Origin of the sequence: Gloeothece verrucosa PCC 7822 (assembly GCF_000147335.1) — a bacterium.
GTDB lineage: Bacteria > Cyanobacteriota > Cyanobacteriia > Cyanobacteriales > Microcystaceae > Gloeothece > Gloeothece verrucosa.
Genome location: NC_014501.1, coordinates 3,053,209 through 3,068,967, shown reverse-complemented (window position 1 = coordinate 3,068,967; position 15,759 = coordinate 3,053,209). Strand labels below are relative to the sequence as shown.

16 protein-coding genes are annotated in these 15,759 nt (G+C 40.7%); 12 read left to right on the top strand and 4 right to left on the bottom strand.

Features of this window, described 5'->3' with window-relative positions; genetic code table 11:
• Nucleotides 1-1,227, bottom strand: coding sequence for an RNA-guided endonuclease InsQ/TnpB family protein (locus CYAN7822_RS13495; protein ID WP_013322829.1), 1,227 nt, complete (start codon nucleotides 1,225-1,227; stop codon nucleotides 1-3).
• Nucleotides 1,228-1,346: 119 nt separating this feature from the next.
• Here CYAN7822_RS13495 and CYAN7822_RS34610 point away from each other — a divergent pair, with 119 nt between their 5' ends.
• The 8 genes from CYAN7822_RS34610 to CYAN7822_RS13455 all read left to right on the top strand — a co-directional run bounded on the left by CYAN7822_RS34610 (nucleotide 1,347) and on the right by CYAN7822_RS13455 (nucleotide 8,235).
• Nucleotides 1,347-2,501 carry a GlcNAc-transferase family protein gene (locus tag CYAN7822_RS34610; RefSeq protein ID WP_342635706.1) on the top strand — a complete coding sequence of 385 codons (1,155 nt, stop codon included), beginning with the start codon at nucleotides 1,347-1,349 and terminating at the stop codon, nucleotides 2,499-2,501.
• Nucleotides 2,502-2,921: 420 nt separating this feature from the next.
• Entirely contained in the window at nucleotides 2,922-3,227 is a 306-nt protein-coding gene (locus CYAN7822_RS13485) for a DUF2499 domain-containing protein (RefSeq protein ID WP_013322828.1), read from the top strand.
• A 20-nt stretch (nucleotides 3,228-3,247) separates the two neighbouring features.
• Nucleotides 3,248-3,601 carry a DUF3593 domain-containing protein gene (locus CYAN7822_RS13480; protein ID WP_013322827.1) on the top strand — a complete coding sequence of 118 codons (354 nt, stop codon included), beginning with the start codon at nucleotides 3,248-3,250 and terminating at the stop codon, nucleotides 3,599-3,601.
• Between the two features lie 337 nt (nucleotides 3,602-3,938).
• The gene (locus tag CYAN7822_RS13475; RefSeq protein WP_013322826.1) at nucleotides 3,939-4,982 is read left to right on the top strand and encodes a Fe(3+) ABC transporter substrate-binding protein; all 1,044 of its coding nucleotides are present in this window, start codon (nucleotides 3,939-3,941) and stop codon (nucleotides 4,980-4,982) included.
• A gap of 280 nt (nucleotides 4,983-5,262) precedes the next feature.
• Nucleotides 5,263-6,924: an iron uptake porin gene (locus tag CYAN7822_RS13470; RefSeq protein ID WP_013322825.1), complete on the top strand. Its 1,662-nt coding sequence runs from the start codon at nucleotides 5,263-5,265 to the stop codon at nucleotides 6,922-6,924.
• A 16-nt stretch (nucleotides 6,925-6,940) separates the two neighbouring features.
• A complete protein-coding gene (locus CYAN7822_RS13465; protein WP_013322824.1) occupies nucleotides 6,941-7,279 on the top strand; it encodes a FeoA family protein in 339 nt (112 codons plus the stop codon).
• A gap of 127 nt (nucleotides 7,280-7,406) precedes the next feature.
• Nucleotides 7,407-7,925 carry a hypothetical protein gene (locus CYAN7822_RS13460; protein WP_013322823.1) on the top strand — a complete coding sequence of 173 codons (519 nt, stop codon included), beginning with the start codon at nucleotides 7,407-7,409 and terminating at the stop codon, nucleotides 7,923-7,925.
• 13 nt (nucleotides 7,926-7,938) lie between these two features.
• Entirely contained in the window at nucleotides 7,939-8,235 is a 297-nt protein-coding gene (locus tag CYAN7822_RS13455; protein WP_013322822.1) for a hypothetical protein, read from the top strand.
• Between the two features lie 34 nt (nucleotides 8,236-8,269).
• Here CYAN7822_RS13455 and CYAN7822_RS13450 read toward each other — a convergent pair whose 3' ends face one another.
• Nucleotides 8,270-8,824 carry a peroxiredoxin gene (locus CYAN7822_RS13450; RefSeq protein WP_013322821.1) on the bottom strand — a complete coding sequence of 185 codons (555 nt, stop codon included), beginning with the start codon at nucleotides 8,822-8,824 and terminating at the stop codon, nucleotides 8,270-8,272.
• A gap of 137 nt (nucleotides 8,825-8,961) precedes the next feature.
• Between CYAN7822_RS13450 and CYAN7822_RS13445 the strand changes: the two genes are divergently transcribed.
• Complete coding sequence (locus tag CYAN7822_RS13445; protein ID WP_013322820.1) at nucleotides 8,962-9,378, top strand: fasciclin domain-containing protein; 417 nt, start codon at nucleotides 8,962-8,964, stop codon at nucleotides 9,376-9,378.
• A gap of 79 nt (nucleotides 9,379-9,457) precedes the next feature.
• On the opposite strand, the gene CYAN7822_RS13440 is transcribed toward CYAN7822_RS13445, so the two are convergent.
• Entirely contained in the window at nucleotides 9,458-10,318 is an 861-nt protein-coding gene (locus CYAN7822_RS13440) for an SDR family oxidoreductase (RefSeq protein WP_013322819.1), read from the bottom strand.
• Nucleotides 10,319-11,101: 783 nt separating this feature from the next.
• On the opposite strand from CYAN7822_RS13440, the gene CYAN7822_RS13435 reads away from it, so the two are divergent.
• Nucleotides 11,102-11,695, top strand: a complete 594-nt coding sequence (locus CYAN7822_RS13435) for a hypothetical protein (RefSeq protein WP_245602566.1) — start codon at nucleotides 11,102-11,104, stop codon at nucleotides 11,693-11,695.
• Nucleotides 11,696-11,711: 16 nt separating this feature from the next.
• On the opposite strand, the gene cobO is transcribed toward CYAN7822_RS13435, so the two are convergent.
• Nucleotides 11,712-12,329 carry a cob(I)yrinic acid a,c-diamide adenosyltransferase gene (gene cobO, locus CYAN7822_RS13430; RefSeq protein WP_013322817.1) on the bottom strand — a complete coding sequence of 206 codons (618 nt, stop codon included), beginning with the start codon at nucleotides 12,327-12,329 and terminating at the stop codon, nucleotides 11,712-11,714.
• 59 nt (nucleotides 12,330-12,388) lie between these two features.
• Here cobO and CYAN7822_RS13425 point away from each other — a divergent pair, with 59 nt between their 5' ends.
• Together CYAN7822_RS13425 and CYAN7822_RS13420 are read left to right on the top strand one after the other, a co-directional pair.
• Nucleotides 12,389-13,309, top strand: coding sequence for an alpha/beta fold hydrolase (locus CYAN7822_RS13425; protein WP_013322816.1), 921 nt, complete (start codon nucleotides 12,389-12,391; stop codon nucleotides 13,307-13,309).
• Nucleotides 13,310-13,354: 45 nt separating this feature from the next.
• Nucleotides 13,355-15,709: an ATP-dependent helicase gene (locus CYAN7822_RS13420; RefSeq protein WP_013322815.1), complete on the top strand. Its 2,355-nt coding sequence runs from the start codon at nucleotides 13,355-13,357 to the stop codon at nucleotides 15,707-15,709.
• Nucleotides 15,710-15,759: the final 50 nt, after the last annotated feature.

Sequence of the window (15,759 nt, the reverse complement as noted above, 5' to 3'; positions counted from 1 at the left end):
TTAAGTCGGGGAACCCGCCCAACGCACTGGCTCCTCTATTGGATGAGGTCTATGACCATTTCCAACTACTTGCTCATATAGACGGCCGATATTTAAACTGCCATTGATATCAGCATTGATTTTCTTGCCTGTGGCGGTTCTAAACAAGCCTCGATGAACTCTTTTTCCCTTGTAGATAGAATGTTTTTTAATGGGTTCGTTATCTAAGGCCGAGCATTTTGACGTATAAGCTTCCTCAGTTAAAACCACTTCTATTCCTAGTAAGGAGCCTTTATATTGGAGTTGTTCTATCAATTTTTTATGGGGGATAGATACAAATTTCTGATTGCTGACTCGACCTAGATTAATGCTATCTTTAAAGCCTTGATTCCAACCAATAACTAACACCCCTATTTGATTGGCTACCAAATCGTTGATTATGGCTCGACTGGTGGTGTGGAGGTAATATTCCACTTTTAAGTTGCGCTTCAACCACAAAGCATCTAATCTCTTGCTCCTGTATTGATTAGATGGCAGTAGTGAGCGTAGTTGGGCGTTCTTTTTATTAGCATATTGGTTAGCTGATTTGATGGCCCTTCCATCATAAATTACTGGCTTTAAACCTGGCACATTATAGGTCATGGTAGCTAGGTTATTTAAGCCTAAATCTATGGCGGCTATGCGCTGAGGATTTTTGCACTTAGCGGGTTGGGAACCCTCCTCTACAGGATAAACCACTTCAATAACATAACAACCGGTTCTAGGTACTATACGAATTTCATCAATTGAACTGGCTTTTGTGGGTAAATAGATATTGGTTCCACTTGGATGAGCAATTTTTTTCTTGAAAAATTTCTTACTGATGGCTTGATGATTGTAACCCACCACATAACGACCATCCTCTCTGTTAAGAGAGATTGTCCCACGATAACGCGGGATTTTCGGTTTCCCTAAAAATTTTTCGGGCGTGATTTCATAAGCTTTTAAAGCTTGATAATAACTGATCCAATTTTTCAGCACTAATCTTAAAACATTTTGAGCAACTTTAGCCGGTAGTGCTTGATAATCCGGACAAGTTTTGAGTTGATGATAAACTTCTATGGCATTGGTTCCCACTCCCCGAAAAAAATTCTGACGATAAATGTAGTTAGCGCAGTTGTATAAATTTTTAGCCAGGAAGCACAGGCGGTCGGCCTCATGGTAATATTTGTGTCCAGGTTTAATAATGTGTCTCTCGACCAACTGCATTGGGGTATATATACTTGATTTAAGCCAGTTTTCACTCTAGCACGCCACTGAACGCTTTGTCAATCCTGTTAGAGGTGATTAGATTTGACTAGGTTTGACTACAGTTACGGCAAAGTTTTATTATACGCTTTGCCCCCAGATGGGACACACTATTAATTGATATGCTTGCTATGTGTCCCAGTAAAAAAGCTATCCTGACTGCGTATCCTCCTGGCTACGAACCTCCAAGAACTTTGCTATCAAATATCCCTTCTCGCGTCGTTCCTGCTAACTTTGATCAATCAGGCGTTCTTGTTCTTATGTCAGAGGGAGATTTAACCGAGTGTTCTACCCCTCAACTCGGGGCATTTATAGCGGCTGGATTTATGTTTGCCGATGCGTCTATTATTCAACAAGTGCCCTATGATCCCGAGATCTACTTCTATGGTGAAGAAGTTCTCTTTTCAGCGAGAGCATGGACGCGAGGATGGGACATCTATCACCCTCATCAAGCAGTGTGTTGGAATTATTACAATAGCACTGAGAAGCAGACACGACCCGTACATTGGGCAGATCATCAAAATTGGTGGACTTTTAATGGAGTCTCCGAACAGCGCTTTAGAATTAATGTAGATTTACATAAACAAATAACGCCCAGCTATTGCCCTCTAGGATTAAAATTTGAGACTTTATGGGCACGCCTTGAACCCATTGACCTTATGGGAACAGAGGTACTTAATCTATCCCCAGAAGATTTACTTCTAATTCTCTGCGCTCAAGCCGCTAAAGACTTTATGGAATATGGGGAACAATTAGCCCAAATATGTGATCTCGCCCAACTCCTCCACTCTCATCAAAATTTGGATTGGAAATATATTATTAAACAAGCCAAATTATCAGGAAATTGGCGTTTACTTTTGCTTTACCTTTTCCTAGCAAATAACGTTTTAGGTGCCCCTCTACCTGACGAAGTTTCCAGTTATATAAAAGCCGAGCCAATAATAAAATCACTAGCCGTAAAAGTTCGTGAAAGATTGCTTAATAAAAAGCAACATCTATCTTCACTGCTTATCGATCCTATTTTTTATATTCAAGTAAGAGAACGTTTACAAGATAAATTACTATATTTTCTTAACTATATCAATCCTTTATATTATTTAAAGGGAAGAAAACGCATTGGTATAAAACTTAATTGCTTAATTAAATTAAATTACCCCAAATTATCTTTTTTATCTGGGATAAAATCAATTAAAGATAAGTTTTCTTCTTTCTCTAAAGCATTTTCTTTAGAATAAATTTTTTAAATGGTTAATTGTATTGCGGCTAAGAAACAAAAAATTGAGCCGCTTCACTCTTTTTCAAGCCGTCTAGCGATGGGGGCTTGAATTACTTTTTAAAGTAGATCCTAACTGTATTGGTCATTAATGATTTTCCACTCAACATCATAAACTAAGGCGCATTGAATTTTTATAAGTTTAATTTTGGAAAAAACGTTGAATCCTTTTCCCTTTCCCCCTTCTTTATCTCAACTAATAATTTAGATGCGTAACAGCTTATCACCCATCTGTTCTGAGGCCTTGGCGGTTGCTATATAGGCAGTCTAAAAAACGACTTTCGCTCTCAAAACCGAGGCTTTCACGCTCCCGCCTTATTTGGGTAGGGCATCGATCCCGCCTGTTCCTTTATAATAAAAGATTGACCCAACACAAACAACTATGCACGCTCTATCAATTCCTACTTGGATTATTCATGTTTCTAGTGTTATAGAATGGTTAGCTGCCACTTGGTTAGTCTGGACTTATGGAGAAGTAAGCGGTGATCGCGTTTGGCGTGTTTTCTCCTATGCTATGTTACCCTCTTTGGTAGGAGCCTTAAGCGCTTGTACTTGGCATTTTTTTGATAATACTCCCTCCTTAGATTGGTTAGTCACTGTACAAGCATCCATGACAGTTTTAGGAAATTGTACCCTCTGTGCTGCGGCTTGGTGGATTTGGCGTTCTTCTCAAAAAAAACCTAATTAAGTTTCCCATTTTGACGGCTTATGCTTCCTAAAGATACTTTATTTGCAGTTTCTCTCTTTCCCTATCTCGGTTTTTTGTGGTTTCTTACCCGTTCTGGTAAAATGCCGCGTCTCGCTTTAATCGGTTTTTATGTTCTGTTAGTGTTTGTTGGTGTGACGATTCCCGCAGGTATATACGCTAGGGTTCATTACGGCGAACAGTTGGCTAATATAGATTGGTTACATGGGTCAGCAGAATCTTTTTTAACCCTCTCTAATATTTTAATTGCTCTAGGTTTTCGGCAAGCCATTGTTGAACGTCGCCAACAAGTTTCTGACTCCAGTCAAACCCCTATTCCATCCATAGCCTACGCCAAAAAAGAGCCGACAAAATAACCTTTATGATGGGAGACGTTGCTCTTTACGTCTCTAAAAAATATTATTTTCAACTTATTGAGAAAGATTATTATTTAATTTTCTGATATCTATTGACAAAATACTTGAAATGGTGTATTGAAAAAAAAGCCTGTAGAGATAATTTTCCACAATTTACCTAACTTTTAGCCATAACTAATTTATATATAGCGTTCTTGACAATTGAAAAAAGTTATCAAGATTAGTGAGAATATATTGCAAAAAGATGTAAGATATAATCTTCAGAAGTGCGGAACTTGTTCCGTATCCTAACTCAAGTTAGCTGACCATTAGTGGAGAGCCGCATCATTATATAGCGATGAACAAAATTACCAGACGAGTCTTTATTGGAGCCGGAGCCGCCACCGCAGCAGTCGCCGCTAGTCAACTGAGTAAATTAACCCTAATCTCAGCGCAGACTAGGGAAGTAAATCTCTATTCATCTCGTCACTACAATACTGACCGTCGTCTATACGACAACTTTACCAAGCAAACCGGCATTAAAGTTAATCTAATAGAAGCCGAAGCAGACCCTTTAATCGAAAGAATTAAAAGCGAAGGGCGCAACAGTCCAGCAGACATTTTAATCACCGTAGATGCCGCGCGTTTATGGCGGGCTTATCAAGCCGGACTTTTTACGCCAGTAAACTCAAAAATTTTACAGCAAAAAATTCCAGCCAACCTGAGAGAACCCAAAGGTCACTGGTTTGCTTTTAGTGAGCGCTTGCGGGTAATTATGTATAACAAGAACCGGGTTAAACCCTCTCAACTCTCTTCTTATGATGATTTAGCTAACCCGAAATGGAAAGGTAAAGTAGTAAGCCGCTCCTCGAGTAGCACTTATAATCAATCTTTTGTCGCTTGGTTAATTGCCACACGTGGAGAAGCCGCAGCCGAAAAATGGTGTCGGGGGTTCGTGGCTAATTTTGCTCGCCCTCCTCAAGGAAATGATAAAGGACAAATCGAAGCTGTAGCCGCAGGAGCGGCAGATTTAACCCTAGCGAATACTTATTATTTAGCCAGTTATGCCAATGATAAAGACCCGGCTAAACGAGCTATCTATCAACAAGTGGGTGTATTTTTTCCCCCTAAAGGAGTTCATGTTAATGTCAGTGGGGCGGGTGTTCTTAAAACAGCGCCTAACCGAGATGCCGCTATTAAGTTTTTAGAATATTTAGTCACCCCAGAAGCCCAAAACTTTTTTGCTCAGGGAAATAATGAATATCCCGTCGTTCAAGGCGTTACATTGACTCCCGCTTTAGCCAAGTTTGGTGCCTTTAAACCCGACCTAGCGAATGTCGCCAGTTATGGACCTAACTTAGGAAAAGCCGTACAAGTGATGAACCGTGCCGGCTGGAAGTAACAAAAACTTAAGTCTTCTCTTAAAGAATCCTCAAAACTTTAATGAGAATTTTTCCTAAAGATTACCTGTCATAAACTTTACAGACTTAAAGGAGAAAAACTCTTAAGTTTTTTCTTAAGAAACCCGCCAAAACTTTAATAAGAATTTTTCTTATTTGTCCTTTTTTTTGAGAAAACCTGAAAGGATAAAGATTCTTTTGAAAAATGTAAACTAATAAGCAAAAATTCTTAAGACCAGTAAAATATAAATAGAACAACCTCTAATTTTGGTGTGAGGGCAAATGTCAAATCAATATTGGAAACTTCTGCCAGTAACTTCAGCTATGGTAATGGCTCAGTTGCTGACAGTTGACATTAAGACTTCTGTGGCTCAAGAAGCCTCTCCTATGGCTAGTCAAACAGAAGCATTACAATTTCTTCAACGCCGCAATCAATTAAAACAAATTAACGTTGATAACCCTAACGAACCCATGTCTCAAGTGACAAACGTTAATCAATTGCGGGATGTATCTCCGAGTGATTGGGCTTATGAAGCTTTGCGGAGTTTAGTAGAAAGATATGGCTGTATCGTGGGCTATCCGGACCGCACCTTCCGAGGAGACCGGGCCTTAACCCGTTGGGAATTTGCGGCGGGATTAAATGCCTGTTTAACCCAGTTAGAAAGAATGATCCAAGAAGGAGTTGCCGTAGTCCGAGAGGACCTCGAAAAACTCAGAAGATTAGCCCAAGAATTTCAGGCAGAGTTAACCGCTTTAGGCACTAGAGTCGATAACTTAGAATCTCGTGCTGCCTTCTTGGAAGACCATCAATTTTCCACCACCACCAAATTAAATGGGGAAGTGGTTTTTGGCATATCTGGAGTAGCCACAGGACAGAGAAACAACGGAAGCGAACAGATCCCCAAAATCACCACCTTTGGACATCGTACCCGTTTAGAACTCAATACCAGTTTTACTGGGGAAGACAACCTTTTTACTCGTATTGCCACAGGAACAGTACCGGAATTAGAAGAAACCGCCGAAACGCCTCAAGCTAACCTGGCTTTTGCTCAACCCGAAGATAGTAAGGTTTCCATCGAAGTTCTCTACTATAACTTTCCCATCAATAAGAATATTTCTGCCTGGATAGAAGCCAATGGCGGGGCATGGGATGATTTTACCAATACCTTAAACGCGCTCGATGGCGATGGTGGCGCAGGAGCGCTCTCGGTGTTTGGCACTCGTAACCCAATTTACTATCAAGGCGAAAACGGCGGGGTAGGTTTTCAGGGAACGATCGGTCCTTTTCAATGGAGTGCGGGTTATTTAGCCTCTTTAAAAGAAAGCCCATTACCTGGAGAAGGTTTATTTAACGGTCCTTTTGCGGCATTGGCTCAGTTCGGCTATGTACCTAATGATGATTTTGGGGTAGCGTTGATTTATAATCACGGCTACAATACCTTATACGCGGGTAGTAATAGCCGTTTACGAGGACTGGGGCGACTTTTCACTGACAGCATTGTGGGCACTAATCATGATACCTACAGCTTAGGCTTTAAATGGAAACTGATGGATCATTTTATCGTGAGTGGATGGGGCGGCTATAGCGATGCCAAAACCCTCAAGTCTTATGAAGATCCTGACACGGGCGGCACAGTTTCTCGAGGATATTTAGACATTTGGAATTGGGCAATCACTCTCGGTTTTCCCGATATCATTAAAGAAGGCAGTTTGGCAGGTATTGTTATAGGACAACCCCCCTGGGTAACATCTTCCAATATTAATTTAGGTGATGGCTCTCGTTTGCGGGAAGATTCTCCTTTTCATGTAGAAGGGTTTTTCCAATTTCCGTTTACTGACAACATTCAGATTACTCCAGGGATCATTTTTGTAGATTCACCCGATAACAACAAGAGTAACTCAGGATTAGTGATCGGTGTGATTCGCACCACCTTTACTTTTTAGAGGGATAACTAAGGGGATGACTTCCGAGAAACGGGCTAAAAAATGGAAATTTGATTTTATCGGAGGAAGCGAAGGAAGCTTACAAGTCAATGATGAATTGGGGGAAGACTCTTTTTTTCCGTTGACTCAAGCTAAAGCCGGTGACCAAGTTTGGATCACGGGTTTAAGCAATACCCAAGATATTAAACCCTTGCTTGTTTTGGGTTTACAGCCTGGGAATAAATTAGAGATTCTTCCGCCTACCTCTGGGGGTTCAATTATTGTTAGTTGTGAAGGGAACCGTATTGGGTTAAGTGTAGAGATTGCTCGTCAGATTATGGTGACTGATAATTCAAGTTTACTAGAAGAAATTTAATGAATAACTTTTCATTAAGCTGGTACACCTAATTATTAATTTTTTCTAAAAACCGAGAAGGACAATAATGAACCAAATTTACAATTAATGGCTGAAAATCAATTATTCCTCTAGCTAAAAACCAAATATGAAACTACAGCCACGTTCATTATTTTCGATCGGGCTTACCTTGTTGTTGACAGGGACATTTTTTATCGCTAATGTCCTTAACTTATGGAGTCAACAGCCAGCTTTCGCTCAAGAACTTGTCTCTTCATGTCCTTTATCCCAAGACATTGCTATCACCTTTTTAAACGCTGAATGTCAAGCCATTCAACTGACAGAGCCTAAAGTTTACTATCGGTATTATAATAACGATGGTAGCTATAAATATGGCAGATATTTAACCACTGATCGCTACGGAACGAATACAGATGTCATCACTAAGTTAGCCTTAAACCAAAACTGGGGAAATAAAGCTCGCATGATGGAAACTGTAACCGTTCCAGCCGGGACGATTATATATCAGGGGATAGTCGGGCCACAAGACCCACCATTGTGTTACCCAGGAGGAGGACAGCAAACATTCATTACAGATTCAAAAGACCCCAATATCCAATGGTCTGAAGGTATGCCTATGATAGTGAATGAGTTTCAATGTCCTTAAGCAACTCCAGACAATGGAAAGTAAAAAAGAAAAATTTCTTGAGCTTATAGACCAAGCAATTCAGATTGGTCAACAGATGATTAACCAGAAAAATCTGACACAAGCTGATGATTTTTCCCTAGAACGGTTAAATCCTGTTATTGATCAATTAGAAACGCTCAGGAACAACACGCTCAACGATCAACTCGGGCCTTCCCTAGGTAAGCTAACTTTTGGATTAGCACGAGAACTGGCAGATTGGATTGACCTAGATTCACCGTTATTAAAGGCCGTAGGAGCCATAGAACGGTATTATCAACAACAATTCTAGTTATCAAAAAGATGGGCATTGCCCATCTTACCCTTTAGGAATTGGCTGACTGTAATTCATCTAGACGCGCCAATACTTCCGCACTATGAATAGCCGGACGAACCCCGAGAAAAATCTCTCTTAAAATCCCATCTGGATCGATTAAATAAGTATGGCGTAGTGACATGGGACCTAGCAAAGAACCGTAAGCTTTGCTGACATTACCGGCGGTATCGGCTAATAAGGGATATTTTAACCCTTCTGAATCACAAAATTCGGCATGAGAAGTGATATCATCCCTGCTTACTCCCAAAATCTGAGCATTTTTAGCCGCATATTTCGCTAAATCTTGCTGAAAGCGGCGGGCTTCTAGAGTACAACCGGAGGTAAAATCTTTGGGGTAAAAGTACAACACTACCCATTTACCCCGATAGTCAGAGAGGGAAATTTCACCATCTCCGCTATTGGTAGGGAGAGTAAACTCCGGTGCCGGCTGATTTAAGGAAGGTTGCGCCCCTCCTAATGCAGCCGCCGTATAAGTCGTATTAAACCAAGTTAAAACGGCTAAAACCAAGGCTAGTAAAACACTTAAGACAGTACGACGAGACATAAAGGCGACCAATTCTGAGATGACTTTACATAATTTTACATAATTTTACAATTGTTTGTCTTCCTGGGGAGAGAGGGTTGCTCATGGAGTTAAGGTAACAATAAATATTAAAGTAACGATTAACCTAAGCATAATTTATGGCTAACATTGTAGACAGTGCGGCTAAAGCGGGAAATCTCACCAGACTGTTACAAGCCCTCGAAGTCACTGAACTTATTGAAACCCTTAAAAATCCTGGTCCGTTTACAGTTTTTGCGCCTACAGATGAAGCCTTTGAAAAGCTTTCAGAGGAAACTCGAGATGCTCTCCAAGATCCCATTAAGCTGAAGCGAATTATTGCTCATCATATTGCCTTTGGAGACGTTAGAAAAGAAGATTTATTACAAACCGATGAAGTGACAACCTTTGAAAATTCGGTGATCGCTGTTGATGCGTCTTCTGAAGGAATTAAACTCAATAATGCTAATGTGGTGGCTCCTGAAATTGTGGTAGATAATGGAGTAATTTATCTCATTGATCAAGTGCTATTTCCAGCCTTAGTTTTGAGCGAATAGTGTTGTCAATTAACGGATAAAATAAGTTAAGAGCAGGCTTTGCCGCACTGCTCCTGATTATCAGATTTTTTCTCTCCATTTAGCCATTAACAACTTCGCCGCCATTGGGGTGTAGAATTTGGCCACTGAAGTAAGAAGAATCATTAGAAGCTAAAAAGACATAACTCGGTGCCACTTCATCGGGTTGGGCAGGACGTTGCATGGGCACTTGCGCCCCAAAACTTTCTACTTTTTCCTCGGGAAAGGTAGAGGGAATTAAAGGAGTCCAAATTGGCCCAGGTGCTACCCCATTCACGCGAATTCCCTTTTCTACCAAGGCCTGAGAAAGAGAACGAGTAAAAGCAACGATGGCTCCTTTCGTGGAAGAATAATCTAGTAAAGTTTGATTGCCTTTATAGGCAGTGACAGAGGTTGTATTAATAATCGTGCTGCCTTTTTTAAGATGAGGTAATGCCGCTTTTGTCATAAAGAACATTGAGAAAATATTGGTGCGAAATGTGCGTTCTAATTGCGCGGCACTGATATCTTCTATGGACTGTTGCGGATGCTGTTCGGCAGCATTGTTGACTAAAATATCGAGTTGCTTGAATTCATCTACGGTTTTCTGTACCGCCTTTTGGCAAAATTGCTCATCTCCGATATCACCGGCTAGGGTTACACAGCGTCTTCCCAACTCCTCAACTCTTTGCTTGGTTTGATTGGCATCCTCATGCTCGTTGAGATAGACAATGGCGATATCTGCTCCTTCTTTAGCAAAAGCAATGGCTACTGCTCGACCAATGCCGCTATCACCCCCAGTAATCAATGCTACCTTATGATTGAGCTTTCCACTGCCAGTATATTGTTCATTCTCAGACTCTGGCTGAGGTGTCATTTCTGATTCGAGTCCTGGACGAATTTCTTGATGTTGTGGGGGTTGTAATTCTTGCGTCTGAGTCATTTGTCTTCCTCTGTCTGATGGTTTTTTGTTCTCTGGGTGGCGGTGATTTGTGATTGCCTATCCTGTGGAATGCCTTTCAACCATCCGCCCGCTAAGAGCTTACCTCTGTTTGTTAATTACTCTTTAATCGGTTAGTTCTAAATTAGCGATTGAAATTTTTAAGTTCCCCCATCTCAAGAAATATAAAACCTCCTCGAATTTCTCTCTTAAGAGAGATCTTTTTATCATCAAAATATGTTTTTATTTTCTCTAATTTTGGAGAGGTTTCTTAACTTTTCTTTACATTAATTCCGAATTTGATTGAGTAAAAATGCTTAATTACCTTTAATCGTCTTCCCCTGAGCTTGATCCCAAGCTTAAGTCGAAAATTATGGTAGCCTTAAATACTTTTTTAAATAAGCTGAATAATACTATTAGTAAGACTTTTGGAAAAAAACTTTAGATAATCTTCCACTTCATTTGACAGGCTCATCAGTTATGATGATGTTATGTTCAACTTATGAATATTTAGGGATAATTTTCCTAACTTTTAAGCATCGGAAATATAAGGGTTCAATTATTGTTATTCTTAAATAAGAGTCTTTATTGGCGATTATGTCTTGCTAATACTCTCTGAGATAATTTGTCTTTATTCTCACTAAAAAAATGTTGATAGCTTCTAGCCCAAAACTTGATCGACCAACCCGGGAAACCTAAGTAAATACCGAATTGATCAGAGGTTTTCCCGTTAGTTGATTATCATGAAAAACCAATTCACCCAAAGGGGTGAATCCACGATGCTAATTGTCTGAGTATCGTGTAAGAAGAAAGACTCATCGAGCTAGTTACATTTTTGGTCAACAAGCCATGACAACTCACACCACCTTTCACTCACTCCTAGCTAGGGGTACAGGATTAGTTTTAGCAATTACCCTAGCAACCCTAAATGGTTTACCCGTCTTAGCTTCTCAACAAAGTCCTAAACAAAATCCTCAAAGGTCACATAGCAGTATTAATATAGCGCAAGCTGCGACCCCTCCTTCACCTCTAGCGGACGGAGTATATTTGTACGGTCAATCTCCTGAACCTGAACAACTTGGCCAAGAATATCTTGTCATAAGAGTTGATCGAGGTCAAGTGGTAGGCGCTTTCTATATGCCGCAATCAGAGTTTAATTGTTTTTATGGTAGCGTTAACGCTCGTGCTTTAAACTTATCAGTGGTTGATCCCTACGATCAATCGGTTCATCCTTATAGCATAGCCCTACAAACAACCGCGCCGGTAGCGGCTCAAAATGCCAGTTCAGTGACTTCAACTTTAGAAGGATATCATCAAATATCTAAACTGAGTGAAAACGATCAGCGTATTCTTAACGTCTGTATACAACAGCATCGATAACCCCAACCCAGACTGACTAAAATTCAATTCCCGGTTGCGCTTTCACCCCTTGCTCGTGGAAAGGATGCTTAAGCAGTTTCATTTCGGTCACTAAATCCGCTTTTTGAATAAGTTCTGGTGGTGCCCCTCTGCCAGTTAAAATCACATGAGAATCCTCGGGTTTTTCTGTCAATCCCGCTATCACTTGATTAACATCTAAATACCCTAATTTAAGAGCCACATTAATTTCATCTAACAAAACTAGCTTATAATCAGGATTATTAATAAATTCTAAGGCTTTAGACCAAGCTTGCTCGGCTTTTTCTCTATCTCGTTGACGGTCTTGCGTTTCCCAGGTAAACCCCTCTCCCATCGCTAAAAATTGCAGTTGTCCTTCCCAACGACTCAGCACAGCTTTTTCAGCCGGTTCCCAAGCGCCTTTGATAAATTGAATAATAGCCACTTGATAACCATGACCTAAAGAACGCAAAACCATCCCTAAAGCGGCTGTAGTTTTTCCCTTTCCATTACCCGTATGAACAATAATTAAACCTTTTTCTTGGTTTCGTTCGGCCACTCGTTGCTCTTGAATGGCTTTGCGTCGCTGCATTTTCTGCTTATAAGCTTCTGAAGTGGTGTCAGACGGAGTTGTCATAAAGCTCTGAGGGTTTTTAAAATTAAGTAGCTCGACTTTTTATTATAGGCAATTGTGTTATGACTTTTTTCACTCAATCTAATCTCTCCTCACTAAAAATTAATATTGGTGGAAAAATAGAGCAATATAAATGGAATTGGAAAGGACAACCCTTGACAGTGGTTTATGAAACCCTAGGCCAAGGACTACCTATATTACTGCTACCAGCTTTTAGTACCGTTTCGACGCGCACCGAAATGGGCAAAATTGCTCAGAGTTTATCGGCTCAATATCAAACAGTTGTCTTAGATTGGTTGGGTTTTGGCGCATCGGAACGACCTTTTTTAGAGTATCAGCCGCCACTTTATCATCAACTTTTACAAGATTTTCTGCCATCAGTATTTACTCAACCAGTTATCATCATCGCGGCCGGTCATGCGGCGGGTTATGCTTTAGAATTCGCCAAAAATTGCCCCAGTCTAGTATCAAAATTAATTTTAGTGGCTCCCACTTGGCAAGGTCCCTTAAAAGTGATGGGACTTCCTGAAGAAATGAGAAATTTCGTCAGAGAGACGGTGCGAACTCCCTTACTCGGAGAATTTCTTTATAGCCTCAATACCGCTCCCCCATTCTTACATTTTATGTATAGCCGTCATGTCTATACCGATGAGAGCAAACTCACCAAAGAATTTATTGAGCAAAAATGGCAGATTACTCAACATCCTAATGGGAGATATGCGCCGGCGGCTTTCGTTACGGGAACCCTTGATCCCGTCAGTGATCGCGCTCAATTCCTCAGTCTGTTAGAATCTTTGACTATTCCTATTTTACTCATTATTGCTCAACAAGCACCTCCCTCATCCAAAGCTGAAATGGAAGCGATGGCGGCTATTCCCCACCTAAAAACCGTCTCGTTACCAGGAGCTTTAGGCATTCATGAAGAGTACCCAGAGGCAGTTGTTGAGGCAATTGAATCTTTTTTATTGCCCATTGCTAGTTAAAATAAAGTAATACATTTGCTTTACTGAGTCCGACAGCATTCGTTTATGAGCTTGATACCGCCCTCGATCCATCAACAAGAAGAACAACTAAAATTATTACGGGATAGCTTACGTATTGGACAACGAAGTTTAGCAGACTGGAAGGGCGGAAGAATGGCCGTTTCGGCGGTGCCGGGGGCCGGCAAATCTCATAGTTTATCAGTAGCCGCCGCTTTAGCGATCGCCGGTTATCAACTCCACGCCAGAAAGCAGTTAGTCATCGTAACTTATACCCGTTCAGCCGCCTCCAGTATTAAAACGAAAATTCGAGAACGTCTCAAAGAGTTAAAATTGCCTCAAAGCGGCTTTACTGTTCAAACCTTACACGGGTTAGCCCTACAAATTGCCACTCGCCATCCGGACTTATCAGCATTAAATTTAGACACTTCTACCATTATTATCCCAACCCCGAGTCATCGAATCATCCGCGCTTGTGTAGAACAATGGATCGCTTCCACGCCTGGGCGCTATCAAGTCTTATTAGAGGGGTTGCAATTTGACGGAGAAGAAACCGAAAGATTACGCCGTCAGTCCGTGTTAAGAACAGAAGTATTACCGAGTTTGACCTATACCGTCGTTCGAGAGGCGAAAAGTTCAGCAAGATCACCCCAAGATGTCTGGGAATTAAGCTCTTACACTCAAGATCCCTATCAAACTTTAGCCGTAGCCGCCGGTTTATATGAACAGTATGAGCGATTAATGCGCTCACGGGATTATATTGATTATGATGATATGATTTTAGCCGCTTTACGGGTACTTGAAGACCCTGGTATTCGTCAACATTGGCAAAATTTAGTTTTCGGGGTATTCGAAGATGAAGCCCAAGACTCTAGTCCGCTACAAGAAAAACTGATTACTCTACTAGCCACTGACCCCAAAAATCCCCATGCACCTCCTAATTTAATCCGAGTGGGTGACCCTAATCAAGCGATTAATTCCACCTTTACGCCGGCTGATCCGGTGTATTTCAACTGGTTTTGTAGCACCTGCCATACAGAGGGCAAACTCGCGACGATGGACCAAGCCGGACGAAGTAGTGAAATTATTATTAAAGCCGCTAATTTTGTCTTACATTGGATTTGTCAGACATGGCAAAAAGGGGCAAAAACTCGAGGGAATACACCTCAAGTCTCGATGAATAATTCTCAATTACCCTTTCGGCTACAAGATATTAATCTTGTTACGGCTGATGATCCTCAACCCGATGCTAACCCTCAACCTGTAGGCCAAGGATTAGAAATTTATACACCAAAAGATATTTTTGAAACGGTTAAGTTAATTGAACAACGAGTCGTTGAATTATTGGAGGCTAACCCTAAACATAATGCCGCTATTTTAGTCAGAGAAAACCGTCAAGGACGATTTTTAGCCGAACAATTGGCCCATTTACCGAAACAACATCAAATCCGAGTTTATGAAGTTTCTGAGGTAGATCGTTCTTCTCAAATTCCCCTAGAAATGCTAAAACTCCTGCTGTTTTTAGATCGCCCTCATTCACCAGATAATTTAAAAGCGGCTTTAGAAATTTTAGAACAACGCGGTCTAATTCCGGCTCAAGATTTAAATGCTTTAGTCACTTATCCAGAACAATTCCTTTATCCCAGTCCTTTAGAACCTCCCCAAAAACCGCCGGTAGAACAAGCGCGTCGTTATTGTTGTAATTTACTGCGCTCTAAAATAGAATTGCCGCATTATTATTTGATTACTTTTTTAGGAATGACTTTAAAGTATTCGGGTTCAGAATTAGCTACGGTGCAAAAATTAGCCGATAGAATTAATCAAGAAATTGTGGGTAATAGTTCTCTTAAAACTATTTTAGCCGCTCTCAGTGAAATTGTCAATTCAGAGCGATTTGAAGCCATAGAAGAAGATAATGATGATCAATATACTCGTGCCAAACAATTAACCATTATTACCATGCACAAAGCTAAAGGATTAGATTGGGATTATGTGTTTATTCCTTTTTTGCATGATGATGTTTTACCCGGTAAACCTTGGGTTCCCACAGCCGCCAAATTTCTAGGAGATTTTACTTTAGCTGAAGTCGCCCGGGCGCAAATTCGAGCAGCCGTTCATTCTCAGTATCAAAACCCAGATATTTTACCGCGTATTCCCGACCCCCTCAAGGCTTGGGAAGAAGCCAATAAGCTCAAAGAGGCCGAAGAATTTCGCTTATTATATGTGGCGATGACGAGAGCTAAACGATTATTATGGATGTCTGCGGCTAAACAAGGGCCCTTTCGTTGGAGTGTTTTTCGCACTGGACAAACTAACAATTTACAAGACAAAACTCCCTGTCGTGTTTTACCCGCTTTGATGCACCGTTTTCCTGCTTCTTTCATGAATTATGACAATTTTTAAGGGTAAAAATAAAATCTTAAGTTTAACTTAATTTTTAGGGATCAGTATCC